The 15,637-nt window shown below is 70.4% G+C and carries 13 protein-coding genes; 7 read left to right on the forward strand and 6 right to left on the reverse strand.

Going from position 1 to position 15,637, the window contains the following annotated elements; translation table 11 throughout:
• Positions 1-29 precede the first annotated feature (29 nt).
• Both ACN6LB_RS23550 and ACN6LB_RS23555 read left to right on the forward strand, forming a co-directional pair.
• On the forward strand, positions 30-1,430 hold the full coding sequence (locus tag ACN6LB_RS23550) for a PspC domain-containing protein (protein WP_445027654.1): 1,401 nt from the start codon (positions 30-32) through the stop codon (positions 1,428-1,430).
• Positions 1,417-1,656: a hypothetical protein gene (locus ACN6LB_RS23555; protein WP_445027655.1), complete on the forward strand. Its 240-nt coding sequence runs from the start codon at positions 1,417-1,419 to the stop codon at positions 1,654-1,656. The genes ACN6LB_RS23550 and ACN6LB_RS23555 overlap by 14 nt, the downstream gene beginning before the upstream one ends.
• A gap of 213 nt (positions 1,657-1,869) precedes the next feature.
• Here ACN6LB_RS23555 and ACN6LB_RS23560 read toward each other — a convergent pair whose 3' ends face one another.
• Positions 1,870-2,400, reverse strand: coding sequence for a DoxX family protein (locus ACN6LB_RS23560; protein ID WP_445027656.1), 531 nt, complete (start codon positions 2,398-2,400; stop codon positions 1,870-1,872).
• Positions 2,401-2,679: 279 nt separating this feature from the next.
• Complete coding sequence (locus ACN6LB_RS23565; protein WP_445027657.1) at positions 2,680-4,053, reverse strand: hypothetical protein; 1,374 nt, start codon at positions 4,051-4,053, stop codon at positions 2,680-2,682.
• Between the two features lie 218 nt (positions 4,054-4,271).
• Here ACN6LB_RS23565 and ACN6LB_RS23570 point away from each other — a divergent pair, with 218 nt between their 5' ends.
• Positions 4,272-5,153: a DUF4429 domain-containing protein gene (locus ACN6LB_RS23570; protein WP_445027658.1), complete on the forward strand. Its 882-nt coding sequence runs from the start codon at positions 4,272-4,274 to the stop codon at positions 5,151-5,153.
• 47 nt (positions 5,154-5,200) lie between these two features.
• Here the strand turns inward: ACN6LB_RS23570 and ACN6LB_RS23575 are convergent, their stop codons facing one another.
• Positions 5,201-5,995 carry a class II aldolase/adducin family protein gene (locus ACN6LB_RS23575; RefSeq protein ID WP_356131607.1) on the reverse strand — a complete coding sequence of 265 codons (795 nt, stop codon included), beginning with the start codon at positions 5,993-5,995 and terminating at the stop codon, positions 5,201-5,203.
• Positions 5,996-6,152: 157 nt separating this feature from the next.
• On the opposite strand from ACN6LB_RS23575, the gene ACN6LB_RS23580 reads away from it, so the two are divergent.
• The gene (locus ACN6LB_RS23580; protein WP_445027659.1) at positions 6,153-6,650 is read left to right on the forward strand and encodes a pyridoxamine 5'-phosphate oxidase family protein; all 498 of its coding nucleotides are present in this window, start codon (positions 6,153-6,155) and stop codon (positions 6,648-6,650) included.
• Between the two features lie 7 nt (positions 6,651-6,657).
• Here the strand turns inward: ACN6LB_RS23580 and guaA are convergent, their stop codons facing one another.
• Positions 6,658-8,238, reverse strand: a complete 1,581-nt coding sequence (guaA, locus tag ACN6LB_RS23585; RefSeq protein WP_445027660.1) for a glutamine-hydrolyzing GMP synthase — start codon at positions 8,236-8,238, stop codon at positions 6,658-6,660.
• A gap of 387 nt (positions 8,239-8,625) precedes the next feature.
• On the opposite strand from guaA, the gene ACN6LB_RS23590 reads away from it, so the two are divergent.
• Together ACN6LB_RS23590 and ACN6LB_RS23595 are read left to right on the forward strand one after the other, a co-directional pair.
• Positions 8,626-8,910, forward strand: coding sequence for a chorismate mutase (locus ACN6LB_RS23590; protein ID WP_445027661.1), 285 nt, complete (start codon positions 8,626-8,628; stop codon positions 8,908-8,910).
• 804 nt (positions 8,911-9,714) lie between these two features.
• Entirely contained in the window at positions 9,715-10,767 is a 1,053-nt protein-coding gene (locus tag ACN6LB_RS23595; RefSeq protein WP_445027662.1) for an LPXTG cell wall anchor domain-containing protein, read from the forward strand.
• A gap of 75 nt (positions 10,768-10,842) precedes the next feature.
• On the opposite strand, the gene ACN6LB_RS23600 is transcribed toward ACN6LB_RS23595, so the two are convergent.
• Both ACN6LB_RS23600 and ACN6LB_RS23605 read right to left on the reverse strand, forming a co-directional pair.
• Complete coding sequence (locus ACN6LB_RS23600; RefSeq protein ID WP_445027663.1) at positions 10,843-12,654, reverse strand: GMC oxidoreductase; 1,812 nt, start codon at positions 12,652-12,654, stop codon at positions 10,843-10,845.
• Between the two features lie 50 nt (positions 12,655-12,704).
• The gene (locus ACN6LB_RS23605) at positions 12,705-14,336 is read right to left on the reverse strand and encodes a succinic semialdehyde dehydrogenase (protein ID WP_445027664.1); all 1,632 of its coding nucleotides are present in this window, start codon (positions 14,334-14,336) and stop codon (positions 12,705-12,707) included.
• Positions 14,337-14,739: 403 nt separating this feature from the next.
• On the opposite strand from ACN6LB_RS23605, the gene ACN6LB_RS23610 reads away from it, so the two are divergent.
• Complete coding sequence (locus tag ACN6LB_RS23610; RefSeq protein ID WP_445027665.1) at positions 14,740-15,561, forward strand: hypothetical protein; 822 nt, start codon at positions 14,740-14,742, stop codon at positions 15,559-15,561.
• Positions 15,562-15,637 lie beyond the last annotated feature (76 nt).

The following is a 15,637-nucleotide window of genomic DNA, read 5'->3' on the forward strand; positions in this document are numbered from 1 at the left end:
AGCGGGCCCGCGCCCGGCACCATGGACGCATGACAGATCACCAGCACGCGGCAGCGGAGCCGGACTCCGGCCCGGGCTCCCCACCACCGGACACCGGCCCGCGGGACACCGCGCCCGCCGCGGGTGCCACGGGTGAGGAACCGCGTGTGCACGAGGGCGCGGCCGCGCCCGAGGTCCCGCGCAAGTTCCGGCGCGACCCCCGGCAGAAGATGCTGGGCGGGGTGTGCGCAGGGCTCGGGCGGCACTGCGACATGGACCCGGTGATCTTCCGGGTCGTCCTCGCGGTGCTCTCCGCGACCGGCGGCCTCGGCCTCATCTTCTACGGCTTCGTCTGGCTGTTCGTTCCCTCCGACGACGAGGACGAGAACGAGGTGCGCAAGCTCCTCACGGGCCGTGTCGACGGCCAGGCCCTGGCGAGTGTGCTCTTCGCGCTGGTCGGCTGCGGCGTCTTCCTCTCCATGCTCAAGAACGGCGGGGTGCTGGCCTTCGCCGTGGTTCTCTCCCTCCTCCTCGCGGGCGCGGGCTACTGGTCGCAGCAGCGCGGCGCCCCCGATCCCGACCCGCTCGCCGCCCAGGCCGTGGCCGACGCCCCGCCCGAGGCCAAGGCCCCGCCCGTCCCCGCCTCCTACCCCTCCTGGTGGCGCGACCCGATCGTCAAGGACGGCTCGCACGTGGGCGGCACCGGCTACCTGTGGGGCCCGAAGGACTCCCGGGAGCGGGACGTCGCGGCGGCGGTCAACATCGCTCGCGGCACCGTCCGCCAGGACATACGGACGGCGCGGGAGCCCAAGCCGCGCGGGCCGCGCTGGATCGGCGGCTGGGTGTTCCTGCTCGCGCTGCTCACGGGCGGCCTCGGCACGGGCCTGACGTGGGAGGACCACGCGCTCGGCACCAGCCTGCAGATCGGCCTGTCCGGTGCGCTCATCGTGTTCGGCCTGGGCATCGCGATCAGCGCGTTCCTGGGGCGTACGGGAGCGGGCTCGATCTTCCTGGCAGTGCTCACCGCGGGTCTGCTGGCAGCCTCCGTGGCTCTGCCGAAGGACATCACCACCCACTGGACACGGACCGACTGGACGCCGGCCACCGTGGCCGCCGCGCAGGAGTCGTTCCACCTCGGCACGGGCGTCGGCACGCTGGATCTGACCCATCTCGACCTCGCCAAGGGCCAGACGGTGAGGACGAGTGCGAACGTGGGCGCCGGCCGGCTCAAGGTGATCGTCCCCAAGGACGCGACCGTGAAGCTGAACATCGACGTGGGCGTCGGCGACATCCAGCTGCCGGGCGACGGCAAGAAGGACGTGGACGTGGAGCCGGACAAGCACAAGCAGGTGACGCTCTCCCCCACGACCGGCGACAAGAACGGCGGCACGCTCGAACTCGACCTCGAGGTCGGCGTAGGACAAGCGGAGGTGGCCCGTGCTACGTCATGAGTTCCAGCCCGGAAAGCTGATCGCGGGCCTCTCCTTCGCCCTCGCGGGCACCATCTACGCCGGTGACGCGGGCGGCGCCTGGGAGACGCCGTGGTTCGCGGTGATTCCCCTCGTCACGGCCGGCCTGTGCCTCGCGAGCGCGGCGGCCTTCCTGACCCACATGATCCGCAGGCGCCGCTCGGCCCGCAGGGACCAGACACCCAAGGAGCTGAAGGAACCGGCCTGAGCCGTGTGGAACCGGCCGGGACCTGAGGAAGCGCGGCCTGAACCGTGAGGAACCGGCCGGGGCTTGAGGAACCGGCTTGAGCCGTGTGAAACCGGCCGGGACCTGAGGAAGCGCGGCCTGAGCCGTGTGGGACAGGCCGGATCCCGAGGGACAGGCCGGATCCCGAGGTCCAGCCGGAGCCCTGAGCATCCGGCCGAAGCCCTGCCGAACGGCTCAGCGATAGCCCCCGGCGCGCTGCCTGCGCCTCGCGCGCAGGGACGCGTCCAGGGAGAAGACCGACGCGCCGGCGAGGACCAGGGGCAGCCAGGCCATCAGATAGGCGAGGTCGTTCCCGTAGTAGTACGGATCGGAGGCCCAGCTCACGGTCAGCCACAGGCTCAGCGAGATGAACGCACCACCCAGGGCGGCGAGTCGGGCCAGCAGCCCGATCAGGGTGCCGATGCCGACGGCCAGCTCACCGAGGGCGATGGCATAGCCGAAGCCGACGGGGTTCTTCAGCGCCAGGTCGACGAGGGCCGGGATCGCCGAGGAGCCGCGGACGTTGCGCATCATCTCGCCGATCGATCCGGCGCCGCTGTCCTTCATGAACGCGCTGTCCGTGAGCTTGTCCAGCCCCGCGTAGATGAAGGTGACGCCGAGGAAGACCCTCAAGGGCAGCAGGGCGTAGCGGGTCGCGGTGTCCCGCCAGTCCCGGCCGCCGTCGAGATAGGGGGTGGGGGTATCCATCCGAGTACCGTGAGCCATCGCCCTCCGCCGCCTCTCGCCCGCGTGCCGTTGACCCCTTAACAGACCATACGTACGACGGTTGGACCCCGCTCAATCTCCGGGGGCCCGTTTTCCTGACTTTGTCCCCCTCCGGCCCGTCCGGTCACCCGGCGCCGGGTGATCCCCAAAACCGTCCTTCGCCCCCTCCGCCTCTACCCGTCCCGTACCTGGGGGCTGCGCCCCCAGACCCCCCTTTCGGCCTGGACGGCCTCGTCCTCAAACGCCGGACGGGCTGAAAAGACGAAAGCCGACGCCCCCTCACTCCGTCACATCGATCACGCATCGATTGGTCTCGACCCCCGCCGCGGTGACCACCTGCACCTCCACCCGCCCGGCCTCCACGTCAACCGGCACCGGCACGGTCAGTACCGCGTCCGTGGGGTTGCTGAATCCGCCGGGCACCGGGATCAACGGCACGTGGACATGGACGGTGCCGATGCGGACGACCATCCGGGACAGCCGGTCCGCGCTCTGCGCGCCGGGCGGCACGAAGCCGGCGCCGCGGATCTCGATGTCGTCCCCGGTGCGGATCGGCGCGTCCAGATCCCCCGCCTCCCGGGCCCGCACGACGGAAAGGATCACCGGCCGCCCGCCTTCGGCGTACTTCCCGGCGAGATACGTTCCTGCCGACACCAGCACCAGCACCGCGAGTCCCCAGGGCAGATCGGGCAGCTGCTCGGGCCGCCGGGCCAGCCGTACCGCCGCGAAGAGCAGAGCGACCGCGCCGACGACCACGTACTGGAGGTCGGCGAAGTTGCCCCGCCCCGAGTCGTCCGTCAGGAGGTCCGCCGCGCGCGGCCGGTCCGCCCGTACCTTCTGCAGCCGCTGCCCCAGCACCCGCAGCCCCACCACCCGCCGCACCAGCACCGCGATCCCGCACACCACGGCGACGACGGTCACCACACCCGCGCCGCGGGCGAGTTCGAGCCCGGCGATCAGCCGGTCCCGCTCCCCGTGGCCCGAGGCCGCCACGAGCTGCCCGACCAGCACGAGGACGGCGTACACCACGAACAGCACCCAACTCGCCGCCACCGCACGGGAGGTGGAGAGCCTGTTGTCCTCGCCGATGACAGGGGCGAGGACACCGCCCCTCGCCCGGTGCAGGAAGCCCGCGCCCGTGAGCAGTCCGCCAAGGACAACCGCGGCGAGGAGCCCCGCCGTCCGCGCGGCGGTCCAGCCGGCGCCGATCGCGGTGAGCGCCTGCACCAGCAGCAGGGCACCGACGCCACCCCACACGGCGCACGCCGTATAGCGCCACAGCCGCCCGAGCCAGGCCTCGCCCTCCAGCCGCCCGCGCTCGGCGACGAGGTCCGCGGACTGGGTCAGTTCCTCGGAGACCCACTGCCGGGACGCGGACACCGAGTGCGCGACACCGGCGGGCAGCCCCTGCCCGGAGGCGAACTCGTCGCGCTTGGCGAGGAATTCGGCGACGGCGCGCCGGTGCCCCGCGCGGGCGCCGTGCGGGCAGTCCCCGCAGGTGCACCCGCCTCCGTGCGCACCGGATCCGGCCGTATGGGATCCGGCCGTACCGGATCCATACGCACCGGATCCGGCCGCACCGGGCCCGGCGCCCTGCCCGGCCCGTTGCCCGGCACCGCGCTCCTCGCCGTGTCTCGCCTCCTGCACCGCCACGTCCGCTGCCGCCTTCCCCGCGCCACAAGCTCTGCACAGTCAGGCAGCCAGGCTTCCCGTACGGATCTTCCGTACGCCTGACTGCCGTACAACTGCCTGACAACTCCCCCGCGATGACAGCGAATTGTGCCGTACTGAACAGGTCCCGAACCCGGCAGGTCTGGTCAGCGCGGGTGAAGCGCCGGACCCCGTGTTGACCAGGCTGCGAGAATTTCCGTATGGCCGAGATCATCCAGCGCGACGGGAGCTGGGCCTTCGACGGCAGCACGCTGCGGATCACGCCGGGGCTGCACCGCTCGGTGCCGCTGTTCCGGCAGACGTACGGCGAGATCGCCGTGCCCCTGGAGGCGATGTCAGGCATCGTCTACGAACCCGAACGCAAGCGCGGCCGCCTGCGTCTCAGGCTCCGCGAGGGCGCCGACCCGCTCCTGCAGGCGACCGGCGGACGGCTGCCCGAGGCGGCCGATCCCTACCGGCTGACGGTGGACATCGACCGGGCCGGTGTCGCGGAGTACGTCGCCGAGGAGATCCGCCGCGGCCTGCTCCTGGACCAGATCCCCAAGGAGCCGACCAAGACGTACCTTCTCCCCGGGCCGCCCGTCCCGGTGTCCGTCCGGTCCAGCGACGGCATGGTCTCCTTCGACGGCGCCCAGGTGCGGATCGACTGGAGCGACACCTCGGACCGGGTCAAGCGCGCGACGGGCCCGCGGATCATCGCCGTCGGCGATCTGATGCAGGTCGAGTGGCTGCCCAACTCCGGCTACGAGGACGGCTTCCTGCGTTTCGTGACGCGCGAGACCGCCTTCTCCAAACTGCCGCCCGAGAAGGACCCGTACGCCCTCGATCTGTGGGGCAGCACCCGACGCGACCTTCTCACCGCCCTCGTCGCCACCGCGGTCACCGCGCGCCTGCCGCATCCGTCCATCCGCCAGGGCGACTACCTGGACGGGCCCCCGCACCCGGCCGCCCTGCCGCCCGCGACCGACCACCACGACGCACTTCTGCGCCGCCTGCGGGAGTTGGGCGAACTGCACCGCGACGGCGTACTCACGGACGAGGAGTTCGCGGCGACGAAGGCAGCCGTCCTACGCGGCTTCTAGCCCCGCACCCGTCAGCAACCAGCAACCAGCAACCAGCAACCAGCAACCTAGGAGAGCAGATCAGGTTCGCTGCGGCTGATGTCCTGCCAGAGGGGCTGGTAGTTGATCCATGCGACCAGGTCGCCGCCGAGCTGCTCGCGCGTCGCGACGGCCTGCCGGTGGTCGATGAGAATCGGGCGGCCGGCGGCCTTCGCGGTCAGCTGTACCTGGCAGGACCGCTCCAGCGACAGGAACCACCAGGCCGCCGCGTCCACCGAGGCGCCGACGGTCAGCAGCCCGTGGTTGCGCAGGACGAGCGCCTTGTGGGTGTCGAGCGCGGCCGCGATCCGGCGGCCCTCCTCGGCGTCGACGGCCACACCGGTGTACGCGTCGTACAGCGCGAGGTCCTCGTAGAAGGCGCAGGACTCCTGGGTCATCGGGTCGAGGAGGTCGCCGAGCGTGGACAGAGCCCGCCCGTGCACGGAGTGGCAGTGGGCGACGGCGACGACGTCGGGCCGGGCGGCATGGACCTGAGCGTGCACGGTGAACGCGGCCTGGTTCACGTGATAGCGGCCCTCGATCACCTGCCCGTCCTGGTTGGCCATCACGAGGTCACTCACGGTGACGTGCTTGAACGGCATGCCGAACGGGTTCACCCAGAAACAGTCGCTGTACTCCGGGTCGCGCGCGGTGATGTGGCCGGAGACCCCGTCCTCGAAGCCGAGCCGCCCGAAGAGCCGCAGCGCCCCCGCCAGCCGCTCTTTGCGGTGCCGCCGCTCGTCGTCCAGCGACTCGTGCATCGGCGGCATGGCGAACCGCAGCCGGTCGGTGGGCAGGGGAAGGGGCGGTGTGGGCCCGTGCATATGGCCTCCAGCACTGGCGTTTCCGTTACGGACCGGAAGTTACCCCCGGTCAGCCCAGGAGAACAGGGCCGTCCTGTGAAGAGAGTGCGCAACCGTTATCCGGCAACGCCGAAGAATCCCGACAGTGGTTGTCCGGATTGGGCGCCACACTCGCCGTATGACAGCAAATACGGCAGCGAACACGGCGGCGAACTGGGGGGCTTTCACCGAGGCGGAACCCGAACTGGCGAAGATCGCCGAAGACCGTTTCGGCGCGTTCACGCATCACGTCCTGGCCACCCTCCGCAAGGACGGCTCCCCGCGCACCACCGGCCTGGAGGTCCGTTTCCTCGACGGCGAGCTGTGGCTCGGCATGATGCCTGGCTCGCTCAAGGCCCTCGACCTGAACCGCGACCCCCGTTTCGCCCTCCAGACGAACCCGGGGCCGGGCACCGGGATGGGCGGCGGTGACGTGCGGATCAGCGGACGGGCGATCGGGGTGGAGGACGGCGAGGCGAAGGAGACATACGTGAAAGAGGTGGAACCGCCGCAGCCGTTCCACCTCTTCCGCACCGAGCTGACGGAGGTCGTACGGACCTACGTCGAGGACGACAAGTACCTGGTCGTCGAGATCTGGAAGCCCGGTGAGCCCCTGCGCACGATCAAGCGCACCTAGGGGGCTCCTACTCCCACTCGATGGTGCCCGGCGGCTTGCTCGTCACGTCGAGCACGACGCGGTTGACGTCGGCGACCTCGTTGGTGATCCGGGTCGAGATCTTCGCGAGGACGTCGTACGGGAGACGGGACCAGTCGGCCGTCATGGCGTCCTCGGAGGAGACCGGACGCAGGACGATCGGGTGGCCGTACGTCCGGCCGTCGCCCTGGACGCCGACGGAGCGCACGTCCGCGAGCAGCACGACCGGGCACTGCCAGATGTCGCGGTCGAGACCGGCGGCCGTCAGCTCCTCGCGGGCGATGGCGTCGGCCTCGCGGAGCAGGTCGAGCCGCTCCTTGGTGACCTCGCCGACGATCCGGATGCCGAGGCCCGGGCCGGGGAAGGGCTGGCGCTGGACGATCTCCTCCGGGAGCCCCAGCTCCTGGCCGACCATCCGCACCTCGTCCTTGAACAGCTGGCGCAGCGGCTCGACGAGCTCGAACTCGATGTCCTCGGGAAGGCCGCCCACGTTGTGGTGGGACTTGATGTTGGCCGTGCCCGTGCCGCCACCGGACTCGACGACGTCGGGGTAGAGGGTGCCCTGGACGAGGAAGGCGACCTCGGGGCCGTCCTCCTGAAGGATCTCCAGCTGGGCCTGCTCGAAGACGCGGATGAACTCCCGGCCGATGATCTTGCGCTTGGTCTCCGGGTCGGACACACCTGCCAGCGCGTTCAGGAACCGCTCGCTCGCGTCGACGACCTTCAGGTTCGCGCCGGTCGCGGTGACGAAGTCCTTCTCGACCTGCTCGGTCTCGCCCTTGCGCATCAGGCCATGGTCGACATACACGCAGGTCAGCTGCGAGCCGATGGCCTTCTGGACGAGAGCGGCGGCGACGGCCGAGTCCACACCGCCCGACAGACCGCAGATGGCGCGCTTGTCGCCGACCTGGGCGCGGATCGCGGCGACCTGCTCCTCGATGACGTTGCCGGTCGTCCAGTCCGGCTTGAGGCCCGCGCCCCGGTACAGGAAGTGCTCCAGCACCTGCTGGCCGTGCGTGGAGTGCATGACCTCGGGGTGGTACTGGACGCCGTACAGCTTCTTCTCGTCGTTCTCGAAGGCCGCGACCGGGACGACGTCCGTGGCCGCGGTCACCGTGAAGCCCTCGGGGGCGGCGGAGCAGGCGTCGCCGTGCGACATCCACACCGACTGCTCGTCCGGGGTGCCCTCGAAAAGGGTGGAGCCCGGCTTGGAGACGGTCAGCGGCGTACGGCCGTACTCGCGGGCGCCGTTGTCGTCGACGGTGCCGCCGAGGGCCGTGGCCATCAGCTGGAAGCCGTAGCACATGCCGAAGACGGGGACGCCGGCCTCGAAGATCTCGCGGTCGAGGCGGGGGGCGGCCTCCGCGTACACCGACGAGGGGCCGCCGGAGAGGATGATCGCCGCCGGGTTCTTGGCGAGCATGTCCGCGACCGGCATGGTGCTCGGCACGATCTCGCTGTAGACCCGCGCCTCGCGGACTCGACGGGCGATGAGCTGGGCGTACTGCGCACCGAAGTCGACGACCAGGACGGTGTCGGGGGTGGCGGCAGCGGGAGTCGCTGATGACACGGGTTGCCTTCCGGCGGTGGGCAGGGGTCTGTTTTGTCGATTCTAACGGGGTGCGGCGGGCGACCTGGTCGGATCCCACGGCGGAGGGCCTTGACGGAGGTCCCGGGACGCCCAGGAGGAGGTCTCGTAGGCAGCTCCTGCGAGGCGTCTCACCATCCGAACCGACTTGGAGGCGCCCGTCCGCCCGGGCATACTGGCCGCATGTTCACGCACGAGACCTTCGTCTTTACCTATGGCAACCGGCCCACCGGCTGCCATGGTCGTGCTGCTTGAGCAACTGACAAGCGACTTCCCAGGCGCCCCGGGCCGACAAGGCCCGGGGCGCCTGCCGTTTTCCGGACCTTGCCGCTCCGGGGCGCACCACCCCACCTCACGAGGAGCCCCACCATGAGCGACGTACTCGACAGGACCGGCGCGCGCAACGACGACGCCGCGGACGTGATCACCGGTGCGCGGGAGCGGATCGACGCCCTGGACGACCACATCATCGGCCTCCTCCAGGAGCGCATGGCCGTCTCCGCCGTGATCCAGGAGGCCCGCATCGCATCCGGCGGGCGCCGGGTGAACCTCTCCCGCGAGATGGAGGTCCTCGGCCACTACAGGGACGCTCTCGGCAAGCCCGGCACGTCCCTGGCGATGATCCTGCTCGAACTGTGCCGGGGTCGTATCTGAGTTCGGCCGCGCTCTCACCCGTACGGCGCGTGACCCGTTCGCCGCGGGCTTCGTTGGTCCCGATGTCCGTGTCAGCCAGGGGCGGGCCCGAAAAAACCACGCGTGGCTTCGCTGGGGCGATGAGACGTACGGATCGTGCCGTGCGTCGTGGGACCTCGCTCCAGGGTGTGACCGGACGGCAGGGGACAGCAGCCCGGTCACTCAAGAACGGTCGGCTCCGGGGACGCTCGGGGCCGACCGACGGAATCTGTCCAGAGGTGGTCGAAACGGTTGCGTAGGCCGTGGCCCTTCCAGCACGATGCAAGAACAGACCGCACGGCCGGGTACTCGGCCGGCGGCGACAAAAGCCCCAAGTCCCGCAGCAGAACCTCGCATTCCACTGCCTGGCTGCCAATGGTCGACACCATGCGCGCGCCCCGTGTGCGCCGGGGCGGCGACCGACGGCGCACCGGTGGTACGCGAACCAGCGGCGCAACCCCCCGGCGCCGCTCGCCAGGCACCGGCGCTGCCCTGACGCTGGTGCTGACGGAGAAGGGCCCCGCGGATCCGTCCCGCGGGGCCCTTCGCTTGCGTCGGGCGACTCCCGCGAACGCCAGGGACCCCACGGACCCCAGCGGTCCCAAGGACCCCGTGAACGTCATGTGACCCAGCCCACATAAAAGTTCTGTCAGTAAGAGGACAACCTTTTTCGGACCTGGCCGGTCACACCTGCAGAACCAACGGCCACACCCGCGCCCCACACGCGACGGCCTCTTCCATTCGCGTGCTGCGACGACGTGGCACCCCGGACTTTCCGAGGTCTTCATGAAGCTTCGCCGTGCCCTGGCCGCTGCGGCCGTAACGGCCGTCATAGGCCCGCTGGCCCTGCTGTCGGCGCCGACCGCGTTCGCATCCGACGAGACGCCGACCGTGGCCGAGAGCACCCCGGCCGCGGCGGACAGCACCCCCGCCGCCGACGAGAGCACCCCCGCGGCCGAGGACAGCACCCCGGCCGCCGACGAGAGCACCCCCGCGGCGGACGAGAGCACGCCCGCCGCCGACGAGAGCACCCCGGCCGCGGACGAGAGCACTCCCGCGTCGGACGAGAGCAGCGCCAGCGCGTCGTCTTCCGCGACCGCCTCGCCGAGCCCGAGCGAGAGCACTCCTGGAGACGGTGGCGCCGACATCTGTGTCGACGAGGACGGCAACGACCTCACCGAGGTCAGCGACGACCTCAGCAGCAACCTGTCGGGCCTGCCCGAGACCATCGTCGCGGGCAGCGGCTGGACCAACTTCCGGTTCAACGTCAGCAACCACGGCGACGACAGGATCAAGGACATCGCGCCCCTGATCGGCGTCGCGGCGATCGGCTGGGACGACGAGAAGGACTACTCCGGCCAGATCACCGTCCAGGTCCTCGACAAGACCTCCGGCACGTGGCAGGAGGTCGCGGGCGCGGCGGGCGAGGGCGGCACGTTCACCCCGTTCTCGCTCGGCGGCGGCCAGTCCACCTCGTACCAGCTGCGGCTGAAGGTCAGCGGCAAGGTGCCGGACTCCATCGGCGTCACGGGCGGCTTCGCCCAGTACTCGGACGACGACGGTTGCTGGGTCGCCAACGACCCGAGCGGCTGGATCTACTTCTTCGACATCCTGGCCGCCGGTTCCGACGCGGGCAACCCGGGTGACGCGAAGCCGCAGACCGGTGGCAGCAAGCCGATCGAGGACACCAAGTCCGTCGAGGCCACCGGCTCGCTCGCCGAGACCGGTTCCTCCTCCGCCCTGCCCACCATCGGTCTCGTCGGTGGTATCGCCGTCGTCGCCGGTGCGGGTGCGGTGTTCGTGGTGCGTCGCCGCAGGTCGGGCGACGCCACCGCGTAACGCGACTTTGCAGCCACGTGAAAGGACCTGCGCTCGGAGGGGGGCGCAGGTCCTTTCGCGTGTCCGGAGAGGGAGTTACTTCTTCGGCGGCACCGTGGGCATCCCCAGGAACGGCAGCTTCAGCGCGCCGAAGGCGTCCGCGGGGACGGCGGGGCTGTGCGGCTCCACCGGCTTGAGGCGCTCGTACGCGGCGCCGGGCGCCGGGCGCGGGTCCGTCTCCCCCTTGTTGGGCCAGTACGACATCGCGCGCTCGGCCTGGGCGGTGATGGTGAGCGACGGGTTGACGCCGAGGTTCGCGGAGACCGCGGCGCCGTCGACGACGGAGATACCGGGGTGGCCGTACAGCCGGTGGTACGGGTCGATGACGCCGTCCTGCGCACTGGCGCCGATCGGGCAGCCGCCGAGGAAGTGCGCCGTGAGCGGTGTGCCCATCAGCTCGCCCACGTTGCTGCCGGCGAAGCCGTTGATCTCGGCGGCGATGGCGGACGCGGCCTCCGAGGCGGCCCTGATCTGCTTGGGGTTGGGCGCGCCGTGGCCCTGGCGGGCGGTCAGCAGGCCCTTGCCGGCGCCCTTCGGCTTCAGGAACGTGGTCAGGGAGTTGTCCAGGGACTGCATCACCAGGCCGATGATGGTGCGCTCGGACCAGCGGCGGTTGGAGAGCGAGCGGACCACCAGCATGGGGTGCCTGACGGCGTTGACCAGCCATCCCGCGACTCTTGACGAGCCCTCCGCGTAAGGGACTTGGAGGATGGAGAGGCCGCCCATCGAGTTCGATCCCCTGCCGTAGCGGACCGGTTCGATGTGGGTGTTCTCGTCGGGGTGGATCGAGGACGTGATGGCGACTCCGCGGGTGAAGTCGACGGTGGTCTCCCCGGTCGCCTTCCGGTAGCGGCGGCGGTCGGTCTGCGCGCCCACCAGGGCCTCGGAGTTGGTCCGGGTCAGCTCACCCAACCTGGCCGATACATAAGGGAGTTGTCCGCCGGACTTCATCCGGTGCAGCAGGGTCTGGGTGCCGTACGTGCCGGCGGCGAGGACGACCCGGCGGGCCGTGAAGGTGCGGCCCCGGCCCTTCTTCCTCTCGTCGGTGGGGAGGGTCTGGACGGCGTACCCGCCGCGTGAGTCGTCGGTGACGGACACGACGGTCGTCATCGGGTGGACGACCGCTCCCGCCTTCTCTGCGAGGTGGAGATAGTTCTCGTTGAGGGTGTTCTTCGCGCCGTGGCGGCAGCCGGTCATGCACTCGCCGCACTCGGTGCAGGCCTTGCGGGCGGGGCCTGCGCCGCCGAAGTAGGGGTCTGCCACTTCCCGGCCGGGCCCCGCCTTCGAAGTGCCGTCGGCGTCCTCACCGTCCCCGAAGAAGACGCCGACCGGCGCCATGTGGAAGGTGTCGCCGACGCCCATCCGTTGGGCGGCCGCCTTGAGATGGACGTCCGACGGGGTCATCGTCGGGTTGAGCCGTACCCCGAGCATGCGCCGGGCCTGGTCGTAGTACGGCTTCAACTCCGCTTCCCAGTCGGTGATGTCCTTCCACTGCGCGTCCTCGAAGAACGGCTTCGGGGGTACGTAGAGGGTGTTGGCGTAGTTGAGGGAGCCGCCGCCGACCCCGGCCCCCGCCAGCACCATCACGTTGCCCAGCAGATGGATGCGCTGGATGCCGTACATCCCGAGCTTGGGCGCCCAGAGGTAGTTCTTGATGTCCCAGGAGTTCTTGGGCAGCGAGTCGCGGGTGAAGCGGCGGCCCGCCTCCAACACCCCTACCCGGTAGCCCTTTTCGGTGAGCCGGAGGGCCGTGACGGAACCGCCGAAGCCGGAGCCGACGACTACGACGTCGTAGTCGTACGCACTCTCGTGCTCATCCTGCTCTTGGACAGAGTTCTCCTGTGACACGTGCTGCTCTCCTCATTGAGAACGGGTGAGGTGTTGAGAACGAGTGGGGTCTAGCGGAAGCGGACGGCCTTCATCAGCCTGAGGCTCCGGCTCATGAACTCCGCGTACTTCTCGTCGTCCATGCCGAGCGACGGCGCCATCGGCAGCAGCCGCTGCTGGGCGACGGTCTGGGCCTCGGTGTACTTGAGGATGCCCTCGGAGCCGTGACGGCGGCCGAGGCCGGAGTCCTTCATGCCGCCCATGGGCGACTGGACGCTGCCGTACGCGGGCGCGTAGCCCTCGTTGACGTTCACCGTTCCCGTGCGAAGCCGCGCCGCGACCGCCCTCCCGCGCCGCCCGTCCTTCGTCCAGACGGACGAATTGAGGCCGTACGGCGTGGAGTTGACGAGCTCGACGGCCTCGTCCTCGTTCTTGAACCGGTAGAGGGAGACGACGGGTCCGAAGGTCTCCTCGGTGCAGACGGCCATGGGGGCCTCGACTCCGTCGAGGATGGTGGGCTCGAAGAAGTACGGCCCGATGTCCGGCCGGGGGACGCCTCCGGCCACCACCTTGGCGCCCTTCGCCACCGCCTCCTCCACGTGCCGGGTCACGGTCTCCAGCTGCCGGTCGCCCACCAGCGAGCCCATGTCGGCGCCGTACGCGAGGGACGTGCCGAGCCGCATCGCCTTGGTGCGGGCGGCGAACCGTTCCGCGAACACGTCGGCGATCGACTCGTGGACGTACAACCGCTCGATGGAGATGCAGAGTTGACCGGCGGAGGAGAAGCAGGCACGCACAGCGCCGGCGGCCGCCTTGTCCACGTCGGCGTCCTCCAGGACCACCATGGCGTTCTTGCCGCCGAGTTCGAGCGAGACGCCCACGAGCCGGGCGGCGGCACCCTGCGCGACCTCGCGCCCGGTCCGCGTCGACCCGGTGAAGGAGACGTAGTCGGCGTGCTTGACGACCTCGGGCCCGACGACCGGACCGTCACCGAGGACGACCTGGAAGACCTCGGCGGGCAGCCCGGCCTCGATGAGCAGGTCGCGCGCCCACAGGGCGGTGAGGCAGGTCTCGGTGTCCGGCTTCATGACGACGGCGTTGCCCGCGACGAAGGCGGGCAGTGCGTCGCCGACGGAGAGTTCGAGGGGGTAGTTCCAGGGCGCGATCTGGCCGACGACGCCGCGCGGGTGGCGCAGCTCGGTGACGCGCGTGAGCGTGGGCATGGCGCCGGCGTGCCGCTTGGGCCGCAGGTACGCGGGGGCCTTGCGGCCGTAGTGCCGGGCGGCGACGGCGACGGCCTGGACTTCCTCGTGCGCGTGCAGCCGCGCCTTGCCGGTCTCCAGCTGGATCAGGTCGAGCACCTCGGCCTGCCGGGCGAGCACCAGGTCGTGGAAGCGGAGCAGCACGGCGGCACGCTGTCGCACCGGGGTCGCACCCCAGGCGACCTGCGCCGCACGCGCCCGCTCGAAGGCCGTTGCGACGTCCTCGGGCGTGGACTCCGGCAGATCGGCCAGCTTCTCGCCGGTGAACGGCGTGTGGTTGGCCGTACGACCGGAACCGACCACCCCCCGGGTGAGCTGGGCCACCAGCTCGGGCGTCACCACGTCGGCGGCGGTGCGGGCACCCGCGGGGGCGGGGGCGAGGGGGTTGGTGCCGGTCTGCACCGGAGCCTGCGTGTCCGTCGTGTCCGTCGAGTCCGTCATGGGGGGAGGGTATTCCGGGGCGGCCGGTTTGGGTACCCGCGGGTAACGCGCTTTCACGGTCTGCTCACACTCCGCCAGCGATCACTGGCAACGAATGCGCTGATCAGGGCGTTACCGCTCCCACAACCGGGCCCACGATCACGAGTCGATCACTTCTGGCCGGTCTTTGCCTCGCCCTTGCCCGCCGAGCCCCGACCAGGGGGCAGTCGCACGGCCGCCCCGGGGGACAAGTCCGGGCAGGTCGGCGCAAGTTGGCCCCGTAGATCGTTGAGGACTTGACGTTTCTTTGACCTTGAGTTCATAGTCCTGCTTCACCGCTGCTTCACCTCAAGGTCCCTGGTTCGCCTCATGCGCCGGGACCTGCGGTTCCCCCTGCCTGCCCACCGAAGGAACCTCCCAGAAGATGAAGAGATCCGCCCTGCCCCGCGCCGCCGTCACCGTCGTGACCTCCGCCCTCTCGCTCGCCCTGCTGACGGGCTGTGGCGGGTCGGGCTCCGACGACGACAAGGGTGCCGGAGCGAAGGCGTCGGAGACGGCTGCCGCGAAGGCTCTCAGCGGTGGCGAGTTGGAGAAGCTGATCATCGCCACGGCGGACGTCGACGGGTACAAGGTCGCGGCGGCCGACAGGTCGCAGCAGTTCGCCTCGTCGAAGGACGACGTGAAGGTCGTCGACGAGAAGTGCGCGCCGATCGCCTATGTGCTCACCGGGTTCGCTCCCGGGGACTCGGCGGCGTACATCAACCGGCAGGCGACGGAGGTGGCCGCGAAGCCGAGCGCGTCCTCCACCAAGAGCATGGAGGACATGACCGAGGAGGAGCTCGACGAGGCGATGAAGGGGATCACCGACGCGCTCGGGCAGACCCTGACGATCGTCTCCCTCTCCTCCTACGAGGGTGACGGCGCGAAGAAGACGCTGTCGTCCGTGTCCGAGGCGATCGCCGGGTGCGGTGGCGGGTTCACGGCCACGGCCGACGGTGACACGCAGAAGTTCACGAAGGTCGAGAAGGAGAAGGCCTCCGGGACGGGTGACGAGTCGCTGGCGTTCGCCGTGACCGGGGACGCGGACGGCGACAAGGTCGTGGTGCACGGCGAGGTCGTCCGACACGGCAGTACCGTCGCCACGTACTACTCGATCAGCCTGGCCGCGTTCTCCGGCGACAGCGACGTCGCCGCGTACGACATCCCGGCCGCGGTCATCAAGGCCCAGGCCGCCAAGCTGAGTTGACCCGGGCGGACAGCCAGGGCTCTCACAGCTTGTCGATGTCCAGGTTGGCGATCGCCGTCCTCGCGACTTCACGGCA

The sequence above is a fragment of the Streptomyces sp. SAS_270 genome (genome assembly GCF_052543295.1).